Annotated in this window: 25 protein-coding genes; 6 read left to right on the top strand and 19 right to left on the bottom strand. The window is 40.6% G+C overall.

From position 1 onward, the window contains the following. Positions 1–103: 103 nt before the first annotated feature. The 6 genes from GR160_RS17725 to GR160_RS17700 form a co-directional block, all read right to left on the bottom strand. A complete protein-coding gene (locus tag GR160_RS17725) occupies positions 104–520 on the bottom strand; it encodes a response regulator (RefSeq protein WP_237421248.1) in 417 nt (138 codons plus the stop codon). Between the two features lie 183 nt (positions 521–703). Continuing rightward, entirely contained in the window at positions 704–1,093 is a 390-nt protein-coding gene (locus tag GR160_RS17720) for a hypothetical protein (RefSeq protein ID WP_160751237.1), read from the bottom strand. A gap of 19 nt (positions 1,094–1,112) precedes the next feature. Then, positions 1,113–1,610 (bottom strand): hypothetical protein, encoded by a 498-nt coding sequence (locus GR160_RS17715; RefSeq protein ID WP_160751236.1) that lies wholly within the window; start codon positions 1,608–1,610, stop codon positions 1,113–1,115. A 101-nt stretch (positions 1,611–1,711) separates the two neighbouring features. Then, on the bottom strand, positions 1,712–2,278 hold the full coding sequence (pth, locus tag GR160_RS17710; RefSeq protein WP_160751235.1) for an aminoacyl-tRNA hydrolase: 567 nt from the start codon (positions 2,276–2,278) through the stop codon (positions 1,712–1,714). 468 nt (positions 2,279–2,746) lie between these two features. Further along, complete coding sequence (locus GR160_RS17705; protein ID WP_160751234.1) at positions 2,747–3,706, bottom strand: OmpA family protein; 960 nt, start codon at positions 3,704–3,706, stop codon at positions 2,747–2,749. 35 nt (positions 3,707–3,741) lie between these two features. Continuing rightward, positions 3,742–4,503, bottom strand: a complete 762-nt coding sequence (locus tag GR160_RS17700; RefSeq protein WP_160751233.1) for an exodeoxyribonuclease III — start codon at positions 4,501–4,503, stop codon at positions 3,742–3,744. 205 nt (positions 4,504–4,708) lie between these two features. Between GR160_RS17700 and GR160_RS17695 the strand changes: the two genes are divergently transcribed. Beyond that, entirely contained in the window at positions 4,709–6,652 is a 1,944-nt protein-coding gene (locus tag GR160_RS17695) for a M1 family aminopeptidase (RefSeq protein WP_160751232.1), read from the top strand. A gap of 14 nt (positions 6,653–6,666) precedes the next feature. On the opposite strand, the gene GR160_RS17690 is transcribed toward GR160_RS17695, so the two are convergent. The 7 genes from GR160_RS17690 to GR160_RS17660 form a co-directional block, all read right to left on the bottom strand. Continuing rightward, positions 6,667–8,010, bottom strand: a complete 1,344-nt coding sequence (locus GR160_RS17690) for a deoxyguanosinetriphosphate triphosphohydrolase (RefSeq protein ID WP_160751253.1) — start codon at positions 8,008–8,010, stop codon at positions 6,667–6,669. A gap of 122 nt (positions 8,011–8,132) precedes the next feature. After that, positions 8,133–8,357 carry a hypothetical protein gene (locus GR160_RS17685; protein WP_160751231.1) on the bottom strand — a complete coding sequence of 75 codons (225 nt, stop codon included), beginning with the start codon at positions 8,355–8,357 and terminating at the stop codon, positions 8,133–8,135. Positions 8,358–8,396: 39 nt separating this feature from the next. Then, positions 8,397–8,897 (bottom strand): RDD family protein, encoded by a 501-nt coding sequence (locus GR160_RS17680; RefSeq protein ID WP_160751230.1) that lies wholly within the window; start codon positions 8,895–8,897, stop codon positions 8,397–8,399. A gap of 29 nt (positions 8,898–8,926) precedes the next feature. Further along, positions 8,927–9,439 (bottom strand): RDD family protein, encoded by a 513-nt coding sequence (locus tag GR160_RS17675; protein WP_160751229.1) that lies wholly within the window; start codon positions 9,437–9,439, stop codon positions 8,927–8,929. 80 nt (positions 9,440–9,519) lie between these two features. Continuing rightward, entirely contained in the window at positions 9,520–11,955 is a 2,436-nt protein-coding gene (locus GR160_RS17670) for a ribonucleoside-diphosphate reductase subunit alpha (RefSeq protein WP_160751228.1), read from the bottom strand. An 87-nt stretch (positions 11,956–12,042) separates the two neighbouring features. Further along, entirely contained in the window at positions 12,043–13,020 is a 978-nt protein-coding gene (locus GR160_RS17665; protein WP_160751227.1) for a ribonucleotide-diphosphate reductase subunit beta, read from the bottom strand. Between the two features lie 367 nt (positions 13,021–13,387). Beyond that, the gene (locus tag GR160_RS17660) at positions 13,388–13,978 is read right to left on the bottom strand and encodes a DUF3109 family protein (RefSeq protein ID WP_160751226.1); all 591 of its coding nucleotides are present in this window, start codon (positions 13,976–13,978) and stop codon (positions 13,388–13,390) included. A gap of 296 nt (positions 13,979–14,274) precedes the next feature. Here GR160_RS17660 and GR160_RS17655 point away from each other — a divergent pair, with 296 nt between their 5' ends. The 3 genes from GR160_RS17655 to GR160_RS17645 are packed head-to-tail and all read left to right on the top strand — an operon-like array spanning position 14,275 to position 15,742. After that, on the top strand, positions 14,275–14,868 hold the full coding sequence (locus GR160_RS17655) for a MarC family protein (protein ID WP_160751225.1): 594 nt from the start codon (positions 14,275–14,277) through the stop codon (positions 14,866–14,868). Between the two features lie 60 nt (positions 14,869–14,928). Continuing rightward, positions 14,929–15,129 carry a hypothetical protein gene (locus GR160_RS17650; RefSeq protein WP_160751224.1) on the top strand — a complete coding sequence of 67 codons (201 nt, stop codon included), beginning with the start codon at positions 14,929–14,931 and terminating at the stop codon, positions 15,127–15,129. A 4-nt stretch (positions 15,130–15,133) separates the two neighbouring features. After that, positions 15,134–15,742 (top strand): FAD-dependent oxidoreductase, encoded by a 609-nt coding sequence (locus GR160_RS17645; RefSeq protein ID WP_160751223.1) that lies wholly within the window; start codon positions 15,134–15,136, stop codon positions 15,740–15,742. 64 nt (positions 15,743–15,806) lie between these two features. Here GR160_RS17645 and GR160_RS17640 read toward each other — a convergent pair whose 3' ends face one another. Continuing rightward, entirely contained in the window at positions 15,807–16,733 is a 927-nt protein-coding gene (locus GR160_RS17640) for a magnesium transporter CorA family protein (RefSeq protein WP_160751222.1), read from the bottom strand. 262 nt (positions 16,734–16,995) lie between these two features. Between GR160_RS17640 and GR160_RS17635 the strand changes: the two genes are divergently transcribed. Next, a complete protein-coding gene (locus tag GR160_RS17635) occupies positions 16,996–18,765 on the top strand; it encodes a 1-deoxy-D-xylulose-5-phosphate synthase (RefSeq protein ID WP_160751221.1) in 1,770 nt (589 codons plus the stop codon). Positions 18,766–18,809: 44 nt separating this feature from the next. Continuing rightward, on the top strand, positions 18,810–19,766 hold the full coding sequence (locus GR160_RS17630) for a DUF3078 domain-containing protein (RefSeq protein WP_160751220.1): 957 nt from the start codon (positions 18,810–18,812) through the stop codon (positions 19,764–19,766). 51 nt (positions 19,767–19,817) lie between these two features. Here GR160_RS17630 and mgtE read toward each other — a convergent pair whose 3' ends face one another. The 5 genes from mgtE to GR160_RS17605 all read right to left on the bottom strand — a co-directional run bounded on the left by mgtE (position 19,818) and on the right by GR160_RS17605 (position 24,193). Continuing rightward, positions 19,818–21,170 carry a magnesium transporter gene (mgtE, locus tag GR160_RS17625; RefSeq protein WP_160751219.1) on the bottom strand — a complete coding sequence of 451 codons (1,353 nt, stop codon included), beginning with the start codon at positions 21,168–21,170 and terminating at the stop codon, positions 19,818–19,820. Further along, positions 21,160–21,939 (bottom strand): 16S rRNA (adenine(1518)-N(6)/adenine(1519)-N(6))-dimethyltransferase RsmA, encoded by a 780-nt coding sequence (rsmA, locus tag GR160_RS17620; protein WP_160751218.1) that lies wholly within the window; start codon positions 21,937–21,939, stop codon positions 21,160–21,162. The genes mgtE and rsmA overlap by 11 nt, the downstream gene beginning before the upstream one ends. A 51-nt stretch (positions 21,940–21,990) precedes the next feature. Continuing rightward, positions 21,991–22,311 carry a DUF4286 family protein gene (locus GR160_RS17615; RefSeq protein WP_160751217.1) on the bottom strand — a complete coding sequence of 107 codons (321 nt, stop codon included), beginning with the start codon at positions 22,309–22,311 and terminating at the stop codon, positions 21,991–21,993. Positions 22,312–22,333: 22 nt separating this feature from the next. Continuing rightward, positions 22,334–23,425, bottom strand: a complete 1,092-nt coding sequence (locus tag GR160_RS17610) for a hypothetical protein (RefSeq protein ID WP_160751216.1) — start codon at positions 23,423–23,425, stop codon at positions 22,334–22,336. A 198-nt stretch (positions 23,426–23,623) separates the two neighbouring features. Next, positions 23,624–24,193: a heavy-metal-associated domain-containing protein gene (locus GR160_RS17605; RefSeq protein WP_160751215.1), complete on the bottom strand. Its 570-nt coding sequence runs from the start codon at positions 24,191–24,193 to the stop codon at positions 23,624–23,626. Positions 24,194–24,254 lie beyond the last annotated feature (61 nt).

Here is a 24,254-nt window from a genome sequence, read left to right as displayed (position 1 = left end):
TACACGGATTAGCTTCTAAACTATCTGAGAAAACACACAATGCAAAGTCGTATTACCTGCGTTCCATAAACTTGTAATTCGTAATTTCAAATTCGTAATTGAATCAGTAGCTCAATATAAAATTATCACGGTTAAAACCATCGGTAGTGTATAGCCAGCTAAGACTTAATACTTCTTCCATGATTTTTTTGAAAGCCGTAAAGCTTGCCGGTTTTTTAATATAGATGTTTGCTCCTGCAATAAAGGTATTCTCTTCGTCGTCGTTATTAGAAAGTGTATTGTAAATAGCGATAACAAGATTTTGCAATTTTTTAACCGCCCTTATTTCTTTGATGCATTGCAACACCGAACGTTCGGGCATGTTGACATCTAAGAACACTAAATGAGGTACCACTTTGGTTTCCATAAGGTATGCCATGAGCTGATGACAGTCTTTAAATACGTTTAGCTCGTGTTTAACCCTTATCTCTTTAAAAACTTTTTTAAAAGAGAACTGTACATCTTTATGTTCGTCTGCCATTGCTATATATAATTTGCCCCTGTACATAGCCTGAAAATTTAAGGTTAATGAAAAGCCGCTATTGAGTGACTTCTTATTAAAGTTACTCACTTTAATAGGTTAAACCTTATGCTTTTACAATACTATAACAGTAAAACAGCAATTATAACAAGTCTTTAAGAATTGACCAATGGTTTAGATTTTCTAAAAATCATGACCTTTTTTGATAAAATGACTATCGGCATCATCATGCAAAGGAATATAAAGGCGATGCCAAGCAGTGTCCTCAATAAGCCTCCAGGTATGCCCTAATCCAAGAACATCTTCGGCTAATAAAAGCACTCCGGGCTCTATAATAAATGCATCTCCGTTGGTAACTTCAAATCGTAGCGTGCCTTTAAGCGTAACCACATATTGCCTTCGGGGTGCCGGGTGGGCTACTCTTTGATAAGGCTCGATTTGGGTTTGGGCAAAAAAGCCTTTGTTTTCTATAGTGGTGGCATTAGGCAAAAATCCTTCTTCAAAAGAACAGTCACCGTTAGGTAAATTAAAAAGGCGTATGGCTTTGATATAATCGGTATCGGATAAACTCATTGCGGGTAAGGGGAAAATATTAATTGAACGAAACAACTATTTGTTGTGTAAACTGATTGTCTACAATTTGCGGTATTGTTAGAGAAAGTTTGTTATTATTGAGAGTAGCTTTTGCTCCATCAACTTTATAGGTACCCATCTTGCCACGGCAAAAACACAGCACTTTAAAATACATATCGGGTGAGGCACCATTTCTAAAATCAGACAGGTTCTCATCAGATTCAAAAGCGATTTCTTCGCTGTAAAAATCGTCCTGATACTCGCTTTTCCTTGTTTTGGTGTAAGTGTAAGTAACCACTACCCTATCTGGTGCATCTTCGATTTCATAGTAAGTCTGTCCAATATCGCTGGTCTTAATTACAAGCTTTTTGTTTTTGTGCACTACCGCAATACAATCGCCTTTGGGCGGGCATTCGCTTTCTACAGTAGTATTGTTGTTAACTAAGGCTTTACTGCTTTTTGAAGAAGCGCAGGACAGTAACAAAAAACAAAACAGAAATGCAGCTATATTTTTCATGTATGCGATTTTGGACTAAAGTACAAATTTAACGCCAAAGTTTATTCTTCTGCTAACTCATTGATCTAGCTATCAAATATTCAAAAGTTCGGTTATCTAAATTACTTTCCGTTAAAATTACTCATGGTATCGGCAATACCTGCAAGCGCAAATGACTTTATGGCTTCTACCGATTTGTCCAGCCTTTCCGGCAGCTTATTATTTTCATCTTCGCTCCATTCACCTAAAACATAATCAACCTGCTTTCCTTTTTTAAACTCGTCGCTAATCCCAAACCTAAAACGTGGATACTCGGAAGTATTGAGTAGCTGTTGTATGCTTTTAAGTCCGTTATGTCCACCATCGCTGCCTTTAGCTTTAAGACGCAGTGCCCCAAACGGAATGTTAAGATCGTCGGTTACCACAAGCAGGTTTTCTTTAGGAATATTTTCTTTATCAAGCCAGTATTTAACTGCTTTGCCGCTAAGATTCATGTAAGTATTTGGCTTAAGCAAAATAAGCGTGCGCCCTTTAATTTTATATTCTGTTACCGCACCCAATTTAGCAGTTTCCCAACTAAGCCCCTCCTGCTGCACCAAACGGTCTAAAACTTTAAAACCAATATTGTGTCGGGTATTTACATATTCGGCACCGATGTTGCCCAGTCCGGCAATAAGAAATTTTTTCATGGGATCTGTAGTTTCTGCTTTTGGGGTTGCAAATAGTTGCGTAAGCCATTTCATGGTGCAAAAATAGGGTTTCTTTACATATTATGAAATTCGGATGATATGGATTGGGCAGATGTAAATAGATTTTGGCACTATTACACAAAGCCACACAAGGGAGCGCAAAGATTCACAAAGAAAGTAATTTACACCATTGGTGAGGGAACACAAATCGTAATGGCTTATTGTAGGGTATGACAAAGGCATAAACTAAATTGTTACTGTAAATATTTTTGCCTTTGCGAATCTTTGCGGCAGAATCCACGAACTTTAACAAAGAGCTCCAAAGGAGACGGAAGTACATCACTTGCCGTAAAACTCCCAAAAAGAAAATCTGTGGTCATCTGCCCAATCCGTGTCATCCGTGTTCCAAAAACAAAAAAAGCCCGCTGTCTTTTAAAACAACGGGCTCTATATTATTTACACTAACCATTAAAGGTCGTTTAGCAATTTCGATATTTCATCCAGCTTAGGAGTAAGGATAATTTCAATCCTCCTGTTTTTGCTCTTACCTTCGGCTGTGTCGTTGCTTGCCACAGGAGCAAATTCTCCACGACCTGCAGCGGTAAGGTTTCTTGGATCTACCTTTTTGTTGTCTTTAATAATGGCTACGATGGCTGTAGCACGTTTGGTGCTCAAATCCCAGTTGTTGCTAATTTGATCATTGCCCGCATAAGGAACATTATCGGTATGCCCTTCAATAAGCACTGTAATTTCCGGGTTATCAGCAAGTACTTTAGCTACCTCAGTAACCGCCTTTTTACCTTCTGCCCCAACGATCCAGCTGCCAGAGCCGAACAAAAGCTTATTCTCCATAGACACATAAACTTTACCGTTCTTTTGCTCTACAGTAAGACCTTTGCCTTCAAAGCTGTTAAGGGCTTTGCTCAGTTTATCTTTAAGGGCTGTAAGTCCCGCCTCCTGAGCAGCTATTTTGCTTTCAAGCTCGTTAACACGGGCACTCCTATCCTGCAACTCGGTTTTAAGTTTGTTAAGTCTTTCCTGCTCGGCAGCAAGAGCCTTTTCTTTAGCCTCAAGCTGGGCAAGCAGTTCGCGATTCTTTTTAACGTTAGCGTCAAGTGCGCTGCTGCTGTCTTTTTCTAACGCAGCATACGATTTCTTTAAATTATCAAGTGTAGACTGCGTTGCAGCATAGTCTGCCGCCAGTTTATCGCGTTCAGCTTTGGTTTTATCCAACTCAGCCTGCAGGTTTTTACCCTGTAGGTCAAGCTTATTTTTCTCTGCCGTAAGAGCCGCATTTTCATCGGCCATTGTACGGTTCTCTTTTTTAAGGTTGGCATATTTATCTTCAAGGTCTTTAAAAACCTTTTTAGACACACACGATGTAGCAAGTGCCATTACAAGCAGGGCTACAGATACTCTTTTGATCATTTTTGTAGTTGTTTTATTTTATTTGGATGAAATGCTTATTCAAATTCTACCACAATCGGGCAATGGTCACTGTGCTTGGCTTCGGGTAAAATAACCGCACGGGTCAGGCGTTGCCTCATCGGCTCTGTAACCAGCGCATAATCTATACGCCAGCCTTTGTTATTGCCCCGCGCCCCGGCACGGTAGCTCCACCAACTGTAATTGTGAGGTTCTTTATTAAAATGACGGAACGTATCTATAAAACCGTTCTTTATAAATGCATCGAGCCAGGCTCTTTCTTCCGGTAGGAATCCTGATACTTTTGCGTTGCGAATAGGGTCGTGAATATCTATTGCCTCATGACAAATATTATAATCACCGCAAATTATAAGGTTCGGATGCTCCAGTTTCAGTGCGTTGATGTACTCCTGGAAATCATGCATATATTTAAACTTATGATCTAAACGGTCTATATTGGTTCCCGACGGTAAATACAGGCTCATTACAGAAAAAGTATCGAAATCAAGGCGAAGATTGCGACCTTCAAAATCCATGTGTTCTATCCCTGTTCCATATACAACATTGTTAGGCTTATGCTTACTAAATATAGCAACACCACTATAGCCTTTTTTTTGTGCCGAAAACCAGTAATGATATGGGTATCCGGCCTCTTCAATCTCGTTGATGGCCACCTGGTCAAACGTTGCCTTGATTTCCTGCAGGCATATAATATCCGGATCGGCCTGTTTTAGCCATTCCATAAAACCTTTTGTAAAAGCTGCACGAATGCCGTTTACGTTATAAGAAATAATCCTCATTAGTATAATTTGATTTCCAAAAATAGCATTTTTTAGTTCTTTTTTGGCATTTACTTAACAAAGATTTTTTGATCAGACACTTTATTGAAGTCTTATTTTCAATAGAAGATATGTTAAATTCAATACCGATTTTTAAAACCATTAGCGTGCAACAGGCAATCCAACAATGTTTTATATTTACATTTGAGAAAAATTTTGCCTGATAATGAAAAACTATACCCTCATACTGGTTTCCCTTTTAAATATAAGTGCGCTTTTCGCCCAGCACACGCCTGTATCTGCTTCCAACAACAGTTTGATTGAAAGTATTTCTGAAAGCGAAATGAAAGCAGCTTACCGCACTATCAACACCGTAGCAAACCTAAACACCGGCAACTATGATGTTACACATCAAACGCTTAATGTTACAGTAGACCCGGCTGTGCAATATATTGCAGGGAGTGTTACCACAACGTTTACAGCCACGCAGGATATGGCTTCCATTACCTTCGACCTTACTAATTTCCTTACGGTAAACTCGGCAACCATAAATGGCACCGAGCTTAATTTTACGCAAAATACAGAAGAAGTGGTTATTACCCTTCCACAAACTCTATCTGCCGGAGAAGAAGCTACCATTGTTGTTACCTATGAAGGTGCCCCTTTGGCAAGTGGGCTGGATTCTTTTGTTACCAGTACCCACAACGGGTCGCCTATACTATGGACGCTCTCTGAGCCTTATGGTGCAAAAGACTGGTGGCCCTGCAAGCAGGACCTTAATGATAAAATTGAAAGTATAGATGTGTTTATTACAGCACCATCGCAATATGTGAGCGTAAGCAACGGCTTAGAGCAATCGGCTATAGACAATGGCAACGGCACCAAAACAACCCATTTTCAGCACAACTACCCAATTCCGGCTTACCTGGTAGCTATTGCTGTGACCAATTACAGTGTTTATACCCAAACGGCCGGAACAGCACCAAACACTTTCCCTATTGTAAATTATGTATATCCTGAAAGCCTCACGTCAGCTCAGACCCAAACACAACAAACAGTTCCTATAATGAACTTCTTTGAAGAAAGGTTTGAAACATACCCTTTCCACACCGAAAAATACGGGCATGCACAGTGCGGTTTTGGAGGCGGTATGGAGCATACTACCGTGTCTTTTATGGGAGGGTTTAATCGTGAACTTATTGCCCACGAACTGGCACACCAGTGGTTTGGCGACAAAATTACCTGCGGGTCGTGGCAGGATATTTGGCTAAACGAAGGTTTTGCTACCTATCTTACCGGACTTATGATTGAGCACATAGACGGCAACAATAACTTTGCGTTGTGGAAGCGTAATAACGTGGAAAATATTACCTCATTGCCTTACGGAAGTGTATACATCCCTGCCGCCGACACGCTTTCGGTAGGACGTGTTTTTGCCAGCAGGCTAACTTATAATAAAGGTGCTATGGTATTGCACATGCTTAGATTTAAACTGGGTGACGAGCAGTTTTTTGAAGGCGTAGGAAATTATCTTGCCGACCCTGCACTGGCATACGGATATGCCAAAACCCCTGACTTTATTGCGCACATGGAAACTGCCAGCGGATTAGACCTTACAGACTTTTTTGCCGACTGGATATATGGTGAGGGATACCCTACATACAGCATTACTGTAAACCACGGAACTGCAAACCATGCAGTGGTTACAATAAACCAAACGCAAACCCAAGGTGGTGCCTCTTTTTATGAGTTGCCTGTCCCGTTGCGTTTTATGGGGACGAATGGAGAAGTATTTGACACCGTTGTAGACAATACCGTTAACCATCAGCAGTTTGATGTAGAACTGCCTTTCGCTGCCTTTAATAATGTTATTTTTAATATTAAAAGCGACATTATATCTGCCGGCAGCAGCGTTACCCTTAGCAACAAGCCCTTTAGCCTTTTAAACAGCATTAGCCTTTACCCTAACCCGGCCGGAAATATGCTTAATATTTCTGTCCCAAAGGGTGTTGACATAAACCAAGTAGCCATTTACAATGCTTTAGGGCAAAAGGTATTGCAAGCCAGCAACACTACAGGTATAAACATAGCCAGTTTAGCCAATGGTATACACTTTGTTACATTGGTTACCAATGCAGGCACAACACAGCTAAAGTTTGTAAAAGAATAATAAAAAAGCGGTTATTATTTCAGGCTGCCCGTAATAGTATTATAAAGTAGTAGTGCATTGCCATCGGTAAGAGTGCTAACAAAGTGGCAAATGTGCAGCAGGCGGTCGTATAGATCCATCTTTTCAGTAACAAACCTTTCAGGCAGGAGCTTAAGCACCAGCTTGTCGTAGTTGCTTTCGCGACCTTCAAACTTATTGTTGTAGGCCGTGCAAAATGTATCTAACAATGTGTTGATAATACGGTAGCCAATAACCTCTTTTTCTACCACCTCTCGGCTTTGGTAAATGTTTTTAATACTAAGGTTTATAATATCTTTCATTTGGGCGGTATACTGTCCCTGATCTGTTAAGGCATACGGATATTGCCCTGCAAGTATCTTTTCTTCATTAGCAAGAAAAACATTCACAGCATCGTTTATAAGGGTCCCAATAGCGAGTGCACGCAGGTAGCTAATGCGGTCTTCTTTAGTGGTAAGTGTTTTATATTTTTCTACCTGAACATTATCCTTAACCAGCTTTATAAGATACTCCAAAGCATAATCTTCGCTGATAAGCCCAAGGTTAATACCGTCTTCAAAATCTATAATAGTATAGCAAATATCGTCGGCAGCCTCCACAAGGTAGGCCAGCGGATGGCGCTCGTAGCCCATATCATCGCCTGTTTTGTTAGGTATCAGTCCAAGGTCTTTAGCTACATCCTGAAAAAACACTTTATCACACTGAAAAAATCCATATTTCTTATCGGCAATGTTAGAGGTAGGTTTCTTAGGTAGCGACTCTTTTGGGTATTTCATAAAAGCGCCCAGCGTAGCATAGGATATACGAAGGCCTCCCTCAATACCCGGTCTTGAAGCCGTGAGTAAATTGAAACCGTTTGCATTTCCCTCAAAATCTATAAGGTCCTGCCATTGTTTAGCGGTTAGTTGCTCTTTATATTGTTGACCGTTTCCGGTCTTAAAATATTCGCCTATAGCTTTTTCGCCACTGTGCCCAAAAGGTGGGTTACCTATATCGTGTGCCAAGGCAGCCGCAGCCACGATAGCTCCAAAGTCGTTAATCTCAAAACCATGAATGTTGTGCAGATAAGGGTGCTTTTCCAGTATTTTTTTACCTACAAGCCTACCCAAACTCCTGCCTACCACACTAACCTCAAGGCTATGCGTAAGGCGTGTGTGCACAAAATCGGTTTTGCTGAGCGGAATTACCTGTGTTTTATCCTGAAGGCTACGAAAAGCCGACGAAAATATTATACGGTCATAATCTACCTCAAAGCCCAGACGTGTATCGTCCTGCTCTTTGCGTAACCTTTTACTTGTATCGCCCTGTTTTTTTAACGACAGGAGCTGTTCCCATTGCATCATTTTAATTTAGAATTGAGATGTTAGAATTGAGATGACAGATGGTAGAATTGAGATGACAGGCTTAGGAAAACTAATACTTCTAAATCACGACTAACAGCCGACAACTATCAACCAAAAAACTACTTTTTGAGGTTAAACAAAAAGAAATCGCGGGACTTCTTGTTATATTGTTCGTAGCTTTTATCGCTGGGGTTCTCTATAACCGATTTGATGGTTATTTTGTCTCCCTCTTTAAAATTTGCCTGTACCTGTTGATAGTCTAATAAATATTCACCGCAAAAATAGTTGCCGTTATCGTCCTTTTCTATCACTCCGCTATAAACGCCTTTTTTATCGTTTGCCATGTTCTTGTTTGTTTAAGTAAGCCTTAACAAGGCTATTGCTTATTCTGTTGTTGCGCCAATTTCCTCAAACGAGTTTTTTAACTGCAAAGCCTGATTGTATTTTTTTATATCAATAACATATGTTTGCGATATGCTGTCGTGCCATCCTTTATCCGGCTCGCCTAAAAAAGAAAACTCATTAAAAGGTATCATCCTGCAAAGTGTGCGCTTTACAATATCTCCAAATGAAGGTTTACTCCCATCAAACGTAACCACTTTTGTGCCTGTAATAAACTTTGCAGGGCTGCGTTGCAATGTTGCTTCAAACAAAATGTAGTAAAAAAACAATATAACATAGCCCAGCAAAAACTCTTCTATTTTGTTCATGTTAGTTACCCAATAATAAGGGCCAACAATATCAAAATACTGATATAACAAACCGGAAATTATGCCTATTGCAGCGGCAATTAAAAACTTAATGATAAAATCTATAATGTAGTTTGCAAAACGCTGCCCTTTAGTGGCCAGCAGGTTGTGTGTCAATTCAAGTGTCTGCTCCATTGTTTTATTGGTTGGTTGGCATAAATATACTAACCTCCTGGATTATTAACATTTTTAGAAGCATTTTTTTTTCGCAATGCTCGTTCATATTCATAAATATCAACCACCAGCGTTTTGCTAAAACCATCGTGCCATCCCACAGGCGCAGCACCTAAAAACGTAATAGCCTCAAAAGGTATAAGCCTGCACAGCGTGCGCCAAAAGATTGCTGTTTGCGTGGGTTTCTCTCCGTTGAACATTACTACTTTTGTACCTGTAATATATTTGCCCGGGGTACGCAAACTTACCGTTTCGAACAAGCCATAAAAAACTACCGAAAGCACAGAATGCAATAAATTGAATTTTATTGCATTTACCTCTATATTGCCAATAGCAAGCCCGTTAAAGCCATAGGTATCATAAAGCCAATTGCCTAAAATGCCTACCAAAAAGGTTAGCACATAGCATATAATACTGTCCATTAAAAAGTTTACAAAGCGTTTACCTCTATCGGCCAGCATGTTGTAGGTTACTTCTACTTTCCCAAAATTATCTGTGGGCATTGTGTATAGTTTAGGGGTGTAAAAATAGCAAAAAAAGGAGCATTGCTGCCCCTTTTCTTGTTTATATAATTGTGTTTGTATTAAGATCCGCACATTTCGCAGTCATCCGGCTCTGCAGCACGCGAGCGCTCTATCATGGCCTGGAATTCGCTTAGCTCTACAGCAGATACTTCTACCGCCTCTGCAGCTGCCTTTGGTTTTACAGCACCTACACCCGGCGCAGCTTCTGCTACAGGCTCTGCTTTTTTATCGTTATTAAGTGTAAACTTAATAGCATCTACCGCACTCTTAGTCCTTAAATAATACATACCCGTTTTCAGGCCGCTTTGCCATGCATAAAAATGCATGGAAGTAAGCTTAGAATAAGTAGCATTCTCCATGAACAGGTTAAGCGACTGAGACTGGTCCACAAAGTAACCACGCTGGCGGCTCATGTCTATAATATCCTTCATACTCATTTCCCATACGGTTTTGTAAAGGTCTTTTATATCCTGAGGAATGATATCTATATGCTGTATCGATCCGTTAGCCCTCATAACTTCCTGCTTAAGGCTTTCGTTCCACAGGCCAAGGTTTACAAGATCCTGCAACAGGTGCTTGTTCACCACGATGAACTCGCCCGAAAGCACCCTGCGTGTATAAATATTAGAGGTATACGGCTCAAACGCTTCATTGTTTCCAAGAATTTGCGATGTACTTGCTGTAGGCATAGGTGCCATAAGCAGTGAGTTGCGCACACCATGCTCCATAACCTCGGTGCGAAGCGATGCCCAGTCCCAACGTCCACTAAGATCGCTGTCTTTAAGCCCCCACAGATTGTACTGAAACTCGCCCTGAGATATTGGCGAACCCGGGAATGATGAATAATGCCCTTCTTCTTTAGCCAGCTCCATAGAAGCGGTAACGGCAGCAAAGTATATGGTTTCGAATATTTCCTGGTTAAGCTGTTTAGCCTCATCGCTTGTAAATGGCAGGCGAAGCAATATGAAAGCATCTGCAAGCCCCTGAACACCTAACCCCACCGGGCGGTGACGCATGTTGCTGTTCTCAGCTTCCTTAACAGGATAATAGTTCCTGTCGATTACTTTATTAAGATTTTTGGTAACACGCTTGGTTACGTTATATAAAAACTCGTGATTAAACACACCGTTCTCTACAAACATTGGCAGCGATATAGAGGCAAGGTTACACACTGCGATTTCATCGGCAGATGTAAACTCCATGATCTCTGTACACAGGTTTGAAGAACGGATGGTACCCAGGTTTTTCTGGTTTGATTTTCTGTTAGCCGCATCTTTATACAGCATGTATGGTAAACCGGTCTCTATTTGAGATTCTAATATTTTTTCCCAAAGCTCGCGAGCCTTAACCGTTTTACGGCCTTTGTTGGCTGCTTCGTAGCTTAAGTAAAGCGCGTCAAACTCATCGCTGTGCACGTTGTACAAGTTAGGGCATTCGTTAGGGCACATTAGCGTCCAGGTACTGTCTTCCTGAACACGTTTCATGAACAGATCCGGAATCCACATGGCAAGGAAAAGATCGCGCGCACGCATTTCTTCTTTACCATGGTTTTTTCTCAGGTCAAGAAAGTCAAAAATATCGGCATGCCATGGCTCAATATACACGGCAAAGCTTCCTTTACGTTTACCTCCACCCTGGTCTACATAGCGGGCAGTATCATTAAACACTCTAAGCATTGGCACAATACCGTTACTTGTACCGTTAGTGCCGCGAATGTAAGAACCTGTAGCCCTAACATTATGTATAGATAAACCGATACCTCCGGCCGACTGCGATATTTTAGCAGTACTCCTCAGCGTGTCATAAATACCGTCAATACTGTCGTCTTTCATAGAAAGAAGGAAACATGACGACATTTGTGGCTTAGGGGTACCCGAATTAAACAAAGTAGGCGTAGCGTGCGTAAAGAACTTTTTAGACATAAGTTCATACGTTTCTATAGCTGCTGCAATATCGTCAAGGTGAATACCTACCGATACACGCATAAGCATGTGCTGTGGGCGCTCTACAATTTGACCGTTTATTTTTAGCAGGTACGAACGCTCAAGGGTTTTAAATCCAAAATAGTCGTAGTTAAAATCCCTGTTGTATATAATTTTAGAGTCCAGTTCCTCGGCATTAGCCATAATAACATTATATACCTCGTCGCTTAGAAGCGGTGCTTCCTGATTAGTGCGCGGGTTAACATAATGATACATATCGCTCATGGTTTCCGAGAACGACTTTTTAGTGTTCTTGTGCAGGTTGCTCACGGCAATACGCGCAGCAAGCTGTGCATAATCAGGGTGCGACACCGTCATAGAAGCAGCGGTCTCGGCTGCAAGGTTGTCCAATTCAGATGTGGTTACACCCTCATAAAGTCCTTCAATAACGCGCATTGCCACCTTAACCGGATCTACAAGATCGTTAAGTCCATAGCAAAGCATTCTTACCCTGTCAGTAATCTTGTCAAACATTACAGGCTCTCTCCTGCCGTCTCTTTTTACTACATACATAAGCACAAATATTTTAAAGTTGTAAAGGCATCGCCGTGCGGCGCAGCCCCAGAATAATTTAGTTGGTCCGCTCTCTAAAAAAACCGATTAAAAATCAGCGTCGAAGCTAATTTTGTTGGCATCTTCGCCGTTATTGATAACACCTGCCTTTTGGTATTCAGACACTCTTTTTTCGAAGAAGTTGGTCTTGCCCTGCAGCGATATCATATCCATAAAGTCAAAAGGATTACCCACATTAAATTGCCTTTCGCAACCCAGCTCTACCAAAAGCCTGTCGGCCACAAATTCAAGATACTGTATCATCAGAGTGGCATTCATACCTATAAGGCTAACCGGCAACGACTCTGTAATAAACTCACGCTCTATATTAAGTGCATTAATGATGATCTCTTTGATCCTGTCTTTAGGCACCTGGTTAACAAGGTGGTGGTTATGCAAATGCACCGCAAAGTCGCAGTGCACACCCTCATCTCTCGAAATAAGCTCGTTAGAGAATGTTAAGCCCGGCATAAGCCCACGCTTTTTAAGCCAGAAGATAGAACAGAAAGCCCCACTGAAAAAGATACCTTCTACCGCAGCAAAAGCAATAAGCCTTTCGGCAAACGACTCGCTTTCGATCCATTTAAGCGCCCAGTCGGCTTTCTTTTTAATAGCAGGAAACACCTCTATAGCATGAAAAAGTTGGTTTTTCTCTGCCTCATCTTTTACATAAGTATCAATAAGTAAAGAATAGGTTTCACTATGAATGTTCTCCATCATGATCTGGAAACCATAAAAGAATTTAGCTTCCGGATACTGCACTTCGTTTACAAAATTCTCCGCAAGGTTTTCGTTCACGATACCGTCAGACGCAGCAAAAAACGCAAGAATGTGTTTTATAAAATATTTTTCGTCGTTTGTAAGCTTATTGTTCCAATCGTGAAGATCCTGGTGCAAATCTATCTCTTCAGCCGTCCAAAAGCTCGCTTCCATTTTTTTGTACCAATCCCAAATATCATGGTGTTTGATAGGAAAAATCACAAAGCGGTTCTTGTTCTCCTGAAGTATAGGCTCGATTGCAGACATAGTATATTGACGTTTATGGTATTATAAAAATGATGTTTATTTCTCTCGCGGAATACAAAGATTGGCATTTGAAACTATAAATCAAAAGCATAGTTTTCCACAATTTTGTATAGTTTTTAACAACGTTAAAAAAATGCCAAAATATGTTTTGAATTTTGTATTTTACTGAAAAACAACTATATATAAATTTGAATAATTCTTAATAAGCAACACGTAAACACCAGTAAACACAGGGGATTAAAGCCATTAATTGACATAGGCATTTTAAAGACGGAGATGCTTAAATATTTTTTTGTTGGATATTAAATTCGGCAAGGCAGTTTACTATTTTGAAAATAGCAGATAATAATTACGGATGCTATTACCTCTATCTCCTCCTGCCCTGCAAAGGATTATCTTTAAGTTCAACAGCTACCTTTTCAAGTTCAATGTACCAGTCAATACCAAAGCGGCGGATAAGTGCTTCTTTCACGAATTTATATATAGGAACTTCGAGTTCCTTACCCAAAGAACAGGCAGGACTGCAAATATCCCAACGGTCGTAGTTTACCGCCGAAAATTCTGAAAAATCTTTTACACGAATAGGATACAAATGGCAAGACACCGGCTTTTTCCAATCCACTATACCCTGATTGTAGGCCTGTTCAATACCACACAGAGCGGTTTTTCCGTCAAAAATAACATAAGCGCAATCCTTATTATCAATAAGCGGGGTTTCAAGGTCGCCATCAGTACCATTTACCCAGGCACCCTGCGCTTCAATAGCTGCAATTCCCTCTTTCCTGAGAAAAGGCTTCACCTTGGGATATATCTCCTCCAATATTTTGGTTTCCTCTTCATTAAGCGGCGCACCCGCATCACCATCTACACAGCAACCTCCATGGCAGGCCAAAAGGTTGCACACAAAATCTTTTTCTAAAATGTCTTCGGAGACAATTGTTTTACCCAGTTGAAACATGCTGCAAAGATAAATCAAAGTTGACACATTACAATTAAACCCTGCCCTACTTAACACTATTTGAAATGAGTATAAAAAGCCCGTTTTGCTCTTTTAAAATACAGAACAAACACGAGGGTTTTCTAAAACAATGATGCAACTAAACAAAACAGTCTGCTTACAACAAACACTACACCTTAAATTTCAACACCTTAAGCTTTACAAGCGTACAGCATTTTGGTTAAAATTTTTTAACGCCATTTTATACATATATGCTTTATTTATAGGTACTTTTGCACCCACAAAAAATGTAAGGTATGCAGTACGACTTAATTGGCGGATTTGATTTTAAACAGGTGTTCACCATAAGCATGGTGCTTTTTGCGGTTATAGACATTGTAGGCAGCGTGCCTATAATTGTAGACCTGCGCAACAAACTTGGACACATACAATCTGAAAAAGCATCGGTAGTAGCTCTTATTATCATGGTAGCGTTTTTATTTGTAGGCGAAGAAATACTGAAGCTTATTGGCATAGACGCCAGTTCTTTTGCAGTAGCAGGTTCGTTTGTGCTGTTCTTTTTAGCCCTGGAAATGATTCTGGGCATACGCCTTTATAAAGACGATAACCCAAGCACAGCTTCTATAGTACCCATAGCTTTCCCAATTATTGCAGGCGCAGGCACCATGACCACCTTGCTTTCGCTGCGCGCAGAATACGACAAGATTAACATTATAGTCGCCATACTTATAAATATTATATTGGTGTATGCCGTACTAAAATCATCAGCTAAAATAGAAAAAGTATTAGGCAATAACGGTCTTGGCGTGATACGTAAAGTGTTTGGTGTGATACTTTTAGCCATAGCTGTTAAATTATTTGCATCTAACGTTAAACAATTGTTCATATAACACTTATAATTCTTAATTTTGGTGTCCCAGATACTTTGTATCCCATTAAAAACTACCGTAATGAAAATTTTTGTTTACACGCTTGCAGTGCTTGCACTGGGCATAATTATCTTTAATATTACTCAACTTAATTTTGACAGCCCGTTTGAAGGTGACAGTGTTATTGCCTTAATTGGCATAGCTGCGTCATTATGTGCCATATGCATTTTAATGATCTTTAGGAGTGCAAAATTAATTGAACAAAAAACCTCACGTCGATAATATTATGTTTGATGTACTTATAGTTGGCGGAGGCGTATCGGGCGTTTCGTGCGCACTGATTATTGGGTCTGCCCTTAAAAGACCTTATGCCGAAGGGAAAAAGGTAGGGATATTTACCCATCAAAAAGCATCATCGCTGCAAAACGGCGTCTATAACAATGCTTATGGCATTGCCCCGGGCACTTTAGGCAGTACCCTAATGGAAACCAGCCTGCAACACCTTAGCACTGCTTATCCTGCTGTTGAGCAAATTGCTAACGAAAAAGTTTTAAACGTGGAAGGCTCTGCCGGAAACTTTACCGTAACTACAAATAAAGGCTCCTATAATGCAAAAATTGTGGTTATGGCTTTGGGCAGCGCAGGCAATTTTGACCTTGAAGGACTAATGCAGTATGTTATACCGAACAAAAAAGCATTACCGGAGAAAAACCGTATTCAGCTTACAAACGATGATCATTTAGTTGCCGAAGGCCTGTATGTTGCAGGAACCCTTGCCGGGCAACGCAGCCAGCTTTCTATTGCAGCGGGCAGTGGAGCATCTGTAGGAACAGACATTCTTAGCCTGTGGAACAATGGCCTGCCAACGCAATATCATGACAGCATACCTAAATAATTTTAGGATCAAGACAAAACTATATAACCCCATCCTCTGTTGAGCGATGGGGTTTTTAATTTATTTAAAACAGGTTTTTCTTTTTAAACATAATTACTCCGGCTGCCGATATTATAAACGATACCAATGCTATAATATAAAAGCCATTATGGTTTTCCTGTAATGAGTTAGGCACATTCATGCCATAAAAACTGGCTACAAGCGTGGGTATCATTAATATGATAGATATAGAGGTAAGCCGCTTCATAATAACATTAAGGTTGTTGGATATAACAGAAGCGTAAGCATCCATGGTCCCCGTAAGGATATCGCTGTAAATATTTGTAGTATCCTGGGCCTGGCGTAGTTCTATTTCCACATCCTCTACAAGGTCTGCATCGTATAGCTCTTTTTGAGTTTTAAGGTTGCGAAGACGGTAAAAAAGCATCTCATTGCCTTTTAGCGATGTAATAAAGAATACCAAACATTTTTCTATTTGTAAAAGTGCCTGCAGATCTTCGTTACGAATAGATTTCTCAAGATTGTTTTCAGCAAGCTTAATAAGCTGGTTAATTTGCTTTAAATATTTCTGAAACCAGATGCTTGATGACAGTAGCAGCCTTAGCACAAGATCAAAGTGCCCCTGCACCTCAATTTGCTTGCGCTGTGTAAACGCTATAAAATCGTTGGTAAGCTCAGTCTCTGCAAAGCTTATCGATACAAACACATCATCTTTAAACACCAATCCCAGCGGCACGGTAGTGTACGGCAGCCTTACATCATTGCTTTTATATGGAATGCGGATTATTATAATGTGCCAGCCATCCTCAGTCTCTATACGCGGGCGCTCGTCAATATCCTCAATATCGTTGTAAAACGCTTCGGGTATTTTTAAGTCGTTAAGTAGAAAATCTTTTTCTTTGGCTGTAGGGCAAACAACGCTTATCCAGTTTGCTTCTTCACGGTTTTGGGCATGTGTTAGCCCGCTTTGGTTTTTGTAGTACGTTACCATTGCAATTCCCTCAAATTAAATAACAGGGAATTAGCCAAAATGCTATCCCTGTAAGGTTATTAGTATTTTCTTCCGGTCGTCGTCCATTTTGATCACAAAATTTTTGCAAAGGTAAACAATTATAATGCCACAAAAATATAAGCCAGAGGTTTTACTTTATTCATTATTAATTCAAGCATGATAAAATCTGCAATTATGCAATAAAATGGTTATTGATACCCACATTTTAAAGCATTACATATAATGTTGTAAATTTGCCCATATGCAAAGCAAATTACTCAACTCCATACAAACTCCGCTCGACCTGCGTAAACTTGCGCCCGAACAACTGCCGCAACTGGCACAGGAACTGCGTGAATTTATTATAGATGTGGTATCGGTAAAAGAGGGGCATCTTGGTGCAAGCCTTGGTGTTACAGAACTTACTATTGCGTTGCATTATGTTTTTAACACCCCAAAAGACCAATTGGTATGGGATGTAGGGCATCAGGCCTACGGGCATAAAATATTAACCGGACGCAAAGATATTTTCGACACCAACCGTCAGCTAAACGGTATTAGCGGTTTTCCGAAACGCAGCGAAAGCGAATATGATACTTTTGGCACCGGGCACAGCAGCACTTCGATATCAGCAGCATTAGGAATGGCTATTGCCTCCCAGCTTAAGGGAGAAGAAGGCAAACATCATATTGCTGTTATTGGCGATGCCAGCATAGCATCGGGTATGGCATTCGAGGGGCTCAACCATGCAGGAGTTACCAACGCAAACCTGCTTGTAATACTTAACGACAACGCCATTGGCATAGACCCAAGCGTTGGGGCATTAAAAAATTATCTGACACAGGTTAAGGAGGGTAAAAATCCGCGGCAGAACAACATGATCAAGTCGCTTAATTTTGACTATACCGGACCAATAGACGGCCATAATTTACCCCAGCTTATTAAAGAACTCAACAGGCTTAAGGATAAGAAAGGCCCTAAGTTTTTACACATTATCACCACGAAAGGCAAAGGACTGAAACAGGCCGAAGAAGACCAGGTTAAATACCACGCCCCCGGCAAATTTGATAAGCTTACAGGCGAACTGCTTGCCGTTGCCGATGGCAACCTGCCACCAAAATATCAGGATGTTTTTGGCCTTACACTGGTAGAGCTGGCACAGGAAAACCCTAAAATAATTGGCATTACGCCGGCCATGCCATCGGGTAGTTCTATGAAGTTTATGATGGAGGCTTTCCCGGAAAGGGCTATAGATGTAGGCATTGCAGAGCAACACGCCGTTACGCTTGCAGCAGGGATGGCAACGCAGGGCATGGTGGTTTTTTGCAATATATATTCTACTTTTTTACAACGTGCCTACGACCAGCTTATACACGACGTGGCACTGCAAAACCTACCCGTCATATTTTGCCTGGACCGAGCAGGATTAGTAGGCGAAGACGGTGCTACCCATCATGGGGTTTTTGATATAGCCTACTTAAACTGCATTCCCAATCTTATAATTTTTGCACCGCTAAACGAGGCTGATCTTCGCAATATACTCTATACAGCACAGCTTGGCCTGCCACACCCTATTGCCATTCGCTACCCTCGTGGCAGGGCACAAAATGTGCAGTGGCAATTACCTTTTAAAGCATTGCCTGTTGGAAAGGCAACTGAGCTAAAAAGCGGAAACAGCGTTGCAATACTTTCTACAGGAACCATTGGCAATAATGTTACCAAAGCTTTATCAGCTACAAAAAACAGCAACTTGTTCTCTCACTATCATTTTGGGTTTATAAAACCTCTTGATGAAGACATACTGCATAAAGCATTTAAAGAGCACAAAGAAATTATTACTATAGAAGACGGTACAATAACCGGAGGGTTTGGCAGCGCAATAGTAGCTTTTGCGTCAAAAAAGCATTACACCCTAAAAATAAGAACATTAGGCGTTCCGGATGCATTTATTGAGCAGGGTAGCATAGCTGAGTTACAACATTTATGCGCAATAGACGTTAATTCTTTAATAGATATTTTTTCGGCTTACTAAAAAACACGATTTTTGCAGCCGAATCACTTACTAAAACGTTTTACATGAGAATCAGGAATTGCCTAATTGCATTGTCGTTGCTTTTCATCACCTTTACTCAAACTACCTGCTCCCAGGTGCTTATTACTACTACCCTGCCCGACACTATCAGTCATTGGGAATCTACCAATACTATAGGGACCGACATTAACCAGATTGCTTTTGTAAACTGGGCCGTGGGGGGTAATAACTCAGTAAGCATCCTTACCAAAGGACAGTTTATCCGTAAATATGTTTACAAGAACATAAGCTGGCATAACGAGCTTATATTAAAATACGGGCTTAACAGTCAGGAAGGTCAGGAAGTACGCAAAACCGACGACCAGATACAGATAAACTCCACGTTTGGCTACCGTAGGGATACGGTTTCTAATTGGTATTATGCAGGCAAGTTTAACTTTAATACCCAGTTTGCCAATGGTTATGCCTATCCGAACACTACTACCGAGATTTCGGCACCATTTGCTCCTGCCACTATATTTTTAGGGGTTGGTGCTGAGTATAACCGTAAAGACCTTGGCCTTAACGCATATTTCTCTCCGGTTACCGATAAAACCACTTTGGTATTGAACCAAATGCTTGCCGATAAAGGTTCTTTTGGGGTTGAAAAAGCCATTTATGACGAGGAAGGCAACCTGATAAGACACGGTAAAAAATCACGTACCGAGGTAGGTATACTAATAACCAACCAGTTTAAAAGACAGGTATTTAAAAATATTATGCTCGACCAGCGCATGACGCTTTATACCGATTATCTGAACAATTTTGGTAATATAGACGTTAACTTTCAGCTACAGTTAGACATGACGGTTAATCAATATGTAAAAGCAAATATTGGCACTAACATTATTTATGATGACGATATTAACTCTACCAAAGAGGTTGACGGTGCCGTGGTTCAGGCAGGCCCAAAAATTCAGCTGAAACAAATGTTGGGCGTTGGTCTTAGCTATACGTTTTAGATTATTACTCTAAAACCGTGCACACTGAATTTTCATACATACCTTAATCGCCTAAAAACCAAGTATTACTTTGGCGATGGTAAAGTAAATAAGAATACCGCAAATATCGTTACTGGTAGTAATAAACGGCCCGGTGGCAAGTGCCGGGTCGAAACCCATTTTGTTTAGCAATATAGGCACAAAAGTACCTATTAGCGATGCTATTATAATTACCGAAACCAACGATATACTTACTGTTAAGCCCACCTCATAACTCACTCCCAATAAAAAGTGACTGCCTGCTATTAATATAGCAGCAAGTATGGCTCCGTTTAAAAGGCTTAGCAATACTTCTTTTATAAGACGGTTCCACAATGAACCCGAAATACTGTTATTGGCAAGACCCTGTACAATAATTGCCGATGATTGTACACCAACATTTCCCGCCATCGCGGCAATAAGCGGTGTAAAAAAGAAAAGCTCTTTATGGTCGTTCATGGCACCGCTAAAACTATTTAGCAATCTAACACTTACAAAGCCTCCCAAAAGGGCAAGCACCAACCACGGCAGGCGCGCACGTGTAAGGTCTATAATACTGTCATCGGCCTCTACATCCTGAGAGATACCCGCAGCAAGCTGGTAATCTTTATCAGCCTCTTCTTTAATAACGTCTACAATGTCGTCTATGGTAATACGTCCCACAAGGCGTCCAAGCTCATCTACCACCGGTATGGCCTCAAGGTCATACCTTTGCATTATACGAGCCACCTCAACATCAGGTGTATTCACTTTTACAAAATCTACTTTACGAATGTAAACATCACTTATGGGAGTTTTAGTACTGGTAACTAATAAATCCTTTAAAGACAAGCGTCCTTTAAGTCGGTTCTCGTCATCTACCACATAAATAGAGTGTACGCGCTGCACATTAACAGCCTGCTCGCGCATTTCGCGCACGCAGGTGAGAACGCTCCAGTTTTCATTAACCTTTACAAGCTCCTTACCCATCAAACCACCCGCCGTGTCTTCGTCATACCTAAGCAGGTCTACAATGTCTTTGGCGTGTTCAACGTCTAATATCTCGCTAATAACCTCCTCCTTCATGTCGGCAGGAAGCTCGGCAATAATATCGGCAGCGTCGTCGGTACTTAACTCATCCAGCTCTTCGGCAATTTCTTTTGGCGATAAGCCACGAAGAATTTTCTCCCTTACCTCTTCATCAAGCTCAAGAAGTATCTCGGCCGTTTTTTCGCTGTCAAGAATATGGAATATATAAATAGCATCAGCATCATCCAGTTCGCCCATTATCTCGGCAATATCCGCATAGTGAACATCAGCAAGAAGACTCTGTAATTCTTTCTCCTTGTTTTCGCTAACGTATTGCTCTATTTGTACAATGAAATCCCTGCTGATCTTAAACTCCATAGGCGACTATTTTTTTTGTAAGGTCTATAAACTGTTCTACCGAAAGTTGCTCCGGACGGAGGTCAAATATACTATCTTCCTTTAAATCCTGCGAGTGCAGGTATGTTTTTAAACTGTTACGAAGTGTTTTTCTTCTTTGGTTAAAGGCGTCTTTTACCACCCTGAAAAACAGTTTTTCGTCTACCGGAAGATGGTAATTTTCTTTTCGCCTTAAACGCAAAACACCGCTTTTTACTTTTGGAGGCGGGTTAAATACGTTTTCATCTACCGTAAAAAGATATTCGGCATCATAAAAAGCCTGCGTTAAAACCGATAATATACCATAGGTCTTACTGCCTTTTTTTTCGCAAATGCGTTCTGCTACTTCCTTTTGGAACATCCCTGCAAATTCGGGTATGCGGTCGCGGAGTTCAAGTGTCCTGAATACTATTTGCGAAGATATATTATACGGAAAGTTACCGATTATAGCCAACGGCTCTACCCCAAAATCTTCAGACACATCATATTTTAAAAAATCTTTAGATATGATATGTCCATGCAGTTTTGGGTAATGCGCATTAAGATATTCTACCGATTCGGTATCGATCTCAATAACAAAAGTTTCTGTATCTTTTTGTAGAAGATATTTGGTAAGCACTCCCATGCCGGGGCCTATTTCCAATACTTTACTATACCCTTCTAACGAGAGCGTATCGGCAATATCGCGGGCTATACCTTCATCCTTTAAAAAATGCTGCCCAAGGTGTTTTTTGGCTTTAACTTTATCCATGCTGCAAATATCGCTGTTATTGCACAATAACGGCAATAAGCAGCCCTAATTTTAAATCATTTTAAACTCCTGTATAATTTCCAGCTCAGTCCTGAACTGTAAAATCTTGTCTCCAAAAAGCTGTCTTAGCTCAGCACGGAATTCAGGAGCATGATCACGGTAATATTCGTCGAGCTTTTCGCGGCTGTCAGCAGAATACTGCACCGAATAAGTAACGCCGCCGTGTTGTTCGTCTCCCAGCACTTTTACAATTTTAATTTTGTAAAACTTACCGGTCTCCATAATTTTTGGTATGTGCTTTTCCATCATCCACGCCATCCATTTGTCGTGTATGCTGTCGTCTACATTAGAGGTAACGTTGTAAATTATCATTTTTGTTTTTGGTTTGGCTTCTTTATTTCAGGCTGTTGTGCTGCTGCTGCACTCCAATAAGCTTATACCCGTTTGGTGTATATAAAAAGTAAAAACGCGGTGCATCGGCATTTGCCCTGCCTGTTCTGGTCGTTATACTCATTACAGGATACTGCCAGTATTTTATCTCGTTACAATTGTTGTAATATTCGCTATAGCTTTCTGGCTCAAATATATGCTTCACGATGATCTCGGTTGTAACCATATAGTTTTTAGGGTTTGTACCAAGGTCTGCAAGACCACGTTTAACGTTTTCAAAATTACGGTTTATAAAGCTATTTTTATCTTCTAACACCCATTCTTTTTCTTTACCAAAATCAGAATATTTTATAGTATCAAAAGTATTTAATATCAGGCACTCTTCGGTAAGTTCTTTAAGAAGGTCGTTGCTTACCCACGCCTTAAGGTCTTCCTCAAAATCAGTAAACGAATAATACTTGCCATCCTGTCCTTTAAAATAACGCCTTGCACTGTCGCTACCTTTTGTATTGGAAACCTTAAGCGAATAAAAATTTAAATGCCCGCTGTTATCCAAACTGTCTACCAGCACTTTGTTGTTGGTATTTAAAAGTTGCTTTTTGCCGCCTTTCCAAAAAAAGCTACCGGCAGTCGTTTCTTTTTCAGCTCCTTTAAGACCAACCATCATGCCGTTATATACGCGGCTAAGATCGTTATAAATGGCTGGCACCACTACCTTTCCGTTACCGTTAAACATACCCACGTTTCCTGTCTCAGGGTCTTTGTATCTTATGTGTCCCTCACTCTCGCAATCAAACGTATAGTCCAACATATAAATACTGTCTTTTATAACCGCACCCGTTTTGGTTATATAAACAGGGTCCGTATAGCGGTTGCTTACAAACTCCATTGCACAAATAATGTTATCAAATTTTCTCGCAACCGTGCGACCTGTAAACACGGGTGGTATTTTTACCACCCCTCTGTTGTCTTTAAAGCCTGTATAGGTAAGATCTCCTGCAATAGTATCAAATGCCGTCCATGTATCAACGCTGTCCTGTGCAAATAGCCCTCCGCTAAAAAGTGCCAAAATGCAGGTAATAACTGTTCTTATCATGATTAAGGGTATTAAATTAGTTAGTTGTATGCTCTCCCCAACAAAGATAAACCACCCTTAAAAGCGCGTTTTATAATGTTTTTGTAAATTTTACAACCCAAACACCCTTAAATTCACAAAATATTAAGACCATTCCCTGCAACCACAAAAAAAGCAGCCCTAAGAGCTGCTTACTATTTTTTGAGTGTCTGTTAGAAATTACAGACTGCCTCCTTTAGTTTCGTGGCACGATTTTTTAGCCTCTGCACCTGCAGCACAACACCCACCTTTTTTGCCTTCAGCTGCGCAAGCAGCCTTAGCTTCTTTAGTTTCGGCTTTGGCAGCTTTAGCTTTTTTCTTTTTCTTTTTGTCTTTATCGTGGCTCGCAGCATTGTAGTATGCTTTATCGCCCGATGATTTTACATCAGAAACTTTGTAGGCACCATCGGCAATTTTTTCTACCGTTTGTACAAATGTCTCGGCAGTTTGCTTAGCAGGGTCGAAAGATATAGTAGCTGTTTTGCTGTCAAAATCAACTTTGGCACTTTCTACGCCATCCATCTTAGACAGTTTTTGCTCTATAGTGGCAGCGCATCCCATTGGGCAGGTCATTCCGTCTATTTTAAAGGTAGCAGTTTCGAGGTTGGCTGCGGTTTCTTTATTTTGTGTGCTGTCGGTCACCACACCTTCGGCAGGCGTTTCAAGGTTTCCGTCTTTAGAAGTATCTTTACAGGCTGCAAACACCAGGGCTGCAACAGCCATTATAGAAAGTTTTTTAGCAAAATTCATAAGCTCTATGGTATTAATGTAATATTCTGAGTCACAAATTTAAGTAAAAACGTTTTTGTGT

The sequence above is a fragment of the Flavobacterium sp. Sd200 genome (assembly GCF_009826935.1).
Lineage (GTDB): Bacteria > Bacteroidota > Bacteroidia > Flavobacteriales > Flavobacteriaceae > Flavobacterium.
This window is presented reverse-complemented; position numbering and strand designations above follow the sequence as displayed.

Excerpts from the sequence above, each read along its gene's own strand:
- GR160_RS17675 (WP_160751229.1), bottom strand. The coding sequence starts at position 9,439 with ATGCCCACAGATAATTTTGGGAAAGTAGAAGTAACCTACAACATGCTG.
- GR160_RS17700 (WP_160751233.1), bottom strand. The coding sequence starts at position 4,503 with ATGAGGATTATTTCTTATAACGTAAACGGCATTCGTGCAGCTTTTACA.
- GR160_RS17640 (WP_160751222.1), bottom strand. The coding sequence starts at position 16,733 with ATGGTAACGTACTACAAAAACCAAAGCGGGCTAACACATGCCCAAAAC.
- pth (WP_160751235.1), bottom strand. The coding sequence starts at position 2,278 with ATGAAAAAATTTCTTATTGCCGGACTGGGCAACATCGGTGCCGAATAT.
- GR160_RS17630 (WP_160751220.1), top strand. The coding sequence starts at position 18,810 with ATGAGAATCAGGAATTGCCTAATTGCATTGTCGTTGCTTTTCATCACC.
- GR160_RS17715 (WP_160751236.1), bottom strand. The coding sequence starts at position 1,610 with ATGAAAAATATAGCTGCATTTCTGTTTTGTTTTTTGTTACTGTCCTGC.
- GR160_RS17610 (WP_160751216.1), bottom strand. The coding sequence starts at position 23,425 with ATGATAAGAACAGTTATTACCTGCATTTTGGCACTTTTTAGCGGAGGG.
- GR160_RS17665 (WP_160751227.1), bottom strand. The coding sequence starts at position 13,020 with ATGTCTGCAATCGAGCCTATACTTCAGGAGAACAAGAACCGCTTTGTG.
- GR160_RS17680 (WP_160751230.1), bottom strand. The coding sequence starts at position 8,897 with ATGGAGCAGACACTTGAATTGACACACAACCTGCTGGCCACTAAAGGG.
- GR160_RS17660 (WP_160751226.1), bottom strand. The coding sequence starts at position 13,978 with ATGTTTCAACTGGGTAAAACAATTGTCTCCGAAGACATTTTAGAAAAA.
- GR160_RS17650 (WP_160751224.1), top strand. The coding sequence starts at position 14,929 with ATGAAAATTTTTGTTTACACGCTTGCAGTGCTTGCACTGGGCATAATT.
- GR160_RS17685 (WP_160751231.1), bottom strand. The coding sequence starts at position 8,357 with ATGGCAAACGATAAAAAAGGCGTTTATAGCGGAGTGATAGAAAAGGAC.
- GR160_RS17615 (WP_160751217.1), bottom strand. The coding sequence starts at position 22,311 with ATGATAATTTACAACGTTACCTCTAATGTAGACGACAGCATACACGAC.
- GR160_RS17690 (WP_160751253.1), bottom strand. The coding sequence starts at position 8,010 with ATGCAATGGGAACAGCTCCTGTCGTTAAAAAAACAGGGCGATACAAGT.
- rsmA (WP_160751218.1), bottom strand. The coding sequence starts at position 21,939 with ATGGATAAAGTTAAAGCCAAAAAACACCTTGGGCAGCATTTTTTAAAG.
- GR160_RS17705 (WP_160751234.1), bottom strand. The coding sequence starts at position 3,706 with ATGATCAAAAGAGTATCTGTAGCCCTGCTTGTAATGGCACTTGCTACA.
- GR160_RS17725 (WP_237421248.1), bottom strand. The coding sequence starts at position 520 with ATGGCAGACGAACATAAAGATGTACAGTTCTCTTTTAAAAAAGTTTTT.
- GR160_RS17655 (WP_160751225.1), top strand. The coding sequence starts at position 14,275 with ATGCAGTACGACTTAATTGGCGGATTTGATTTTAAACAGGTGTTCACC.
- GR160_RS17670 (WP_160751228.1), bottom strand. The coding sequence starts at position 11,955 with ATGTATGTAGTAAAAAGAGACGGCAGGAGAGAGCCTGTAATGTTTGAC.
- GR160_RS17645 (WP_160751223.1), top strand. The coding sequence starts at position 15,134 with ATGTTTGATGTACTTATAGTTGGCGGAGGCGTATCGGGCGTTTCGTGC.
- GR160_RS17635 (WP_160751221.1), top strand. The coding sequence starts at position 16,996 with ATGCAAAGCAAATTACTCAACTCCATACAAACTCCGCTCGACCTGCGT.
- GR160_RS17695 (WP_160751232.1), top strand. The coding sequence starts at position 4,709 with ATGAAAAACTATACCCTCATACTGGTTTCCCTTTTAAATATAAGTGCG.
- mgtE (WP_160751219.1), bottom strand. The coding sequence starts at position 21,170 with ATGGAGTTTAAGATCAGCAGGGATTTCATTGTACAAATAGAGCAATAC.
- GR160_RS17720 (WP_160751237.1), bottom strand. The coding sequence starts at position 1,093 with ATGAGTTTATCCGATACCGATTATATCAAAGCCATACGCCTTTTTAAT.
- GR160_RS17605 (WP_160751215.1), bottom strand. The coding sequence starts at position 24,193 with ATGAATTTTGCTAAAAAACTTTCTATAATGGCTGTTGCAGCCCTGGTG.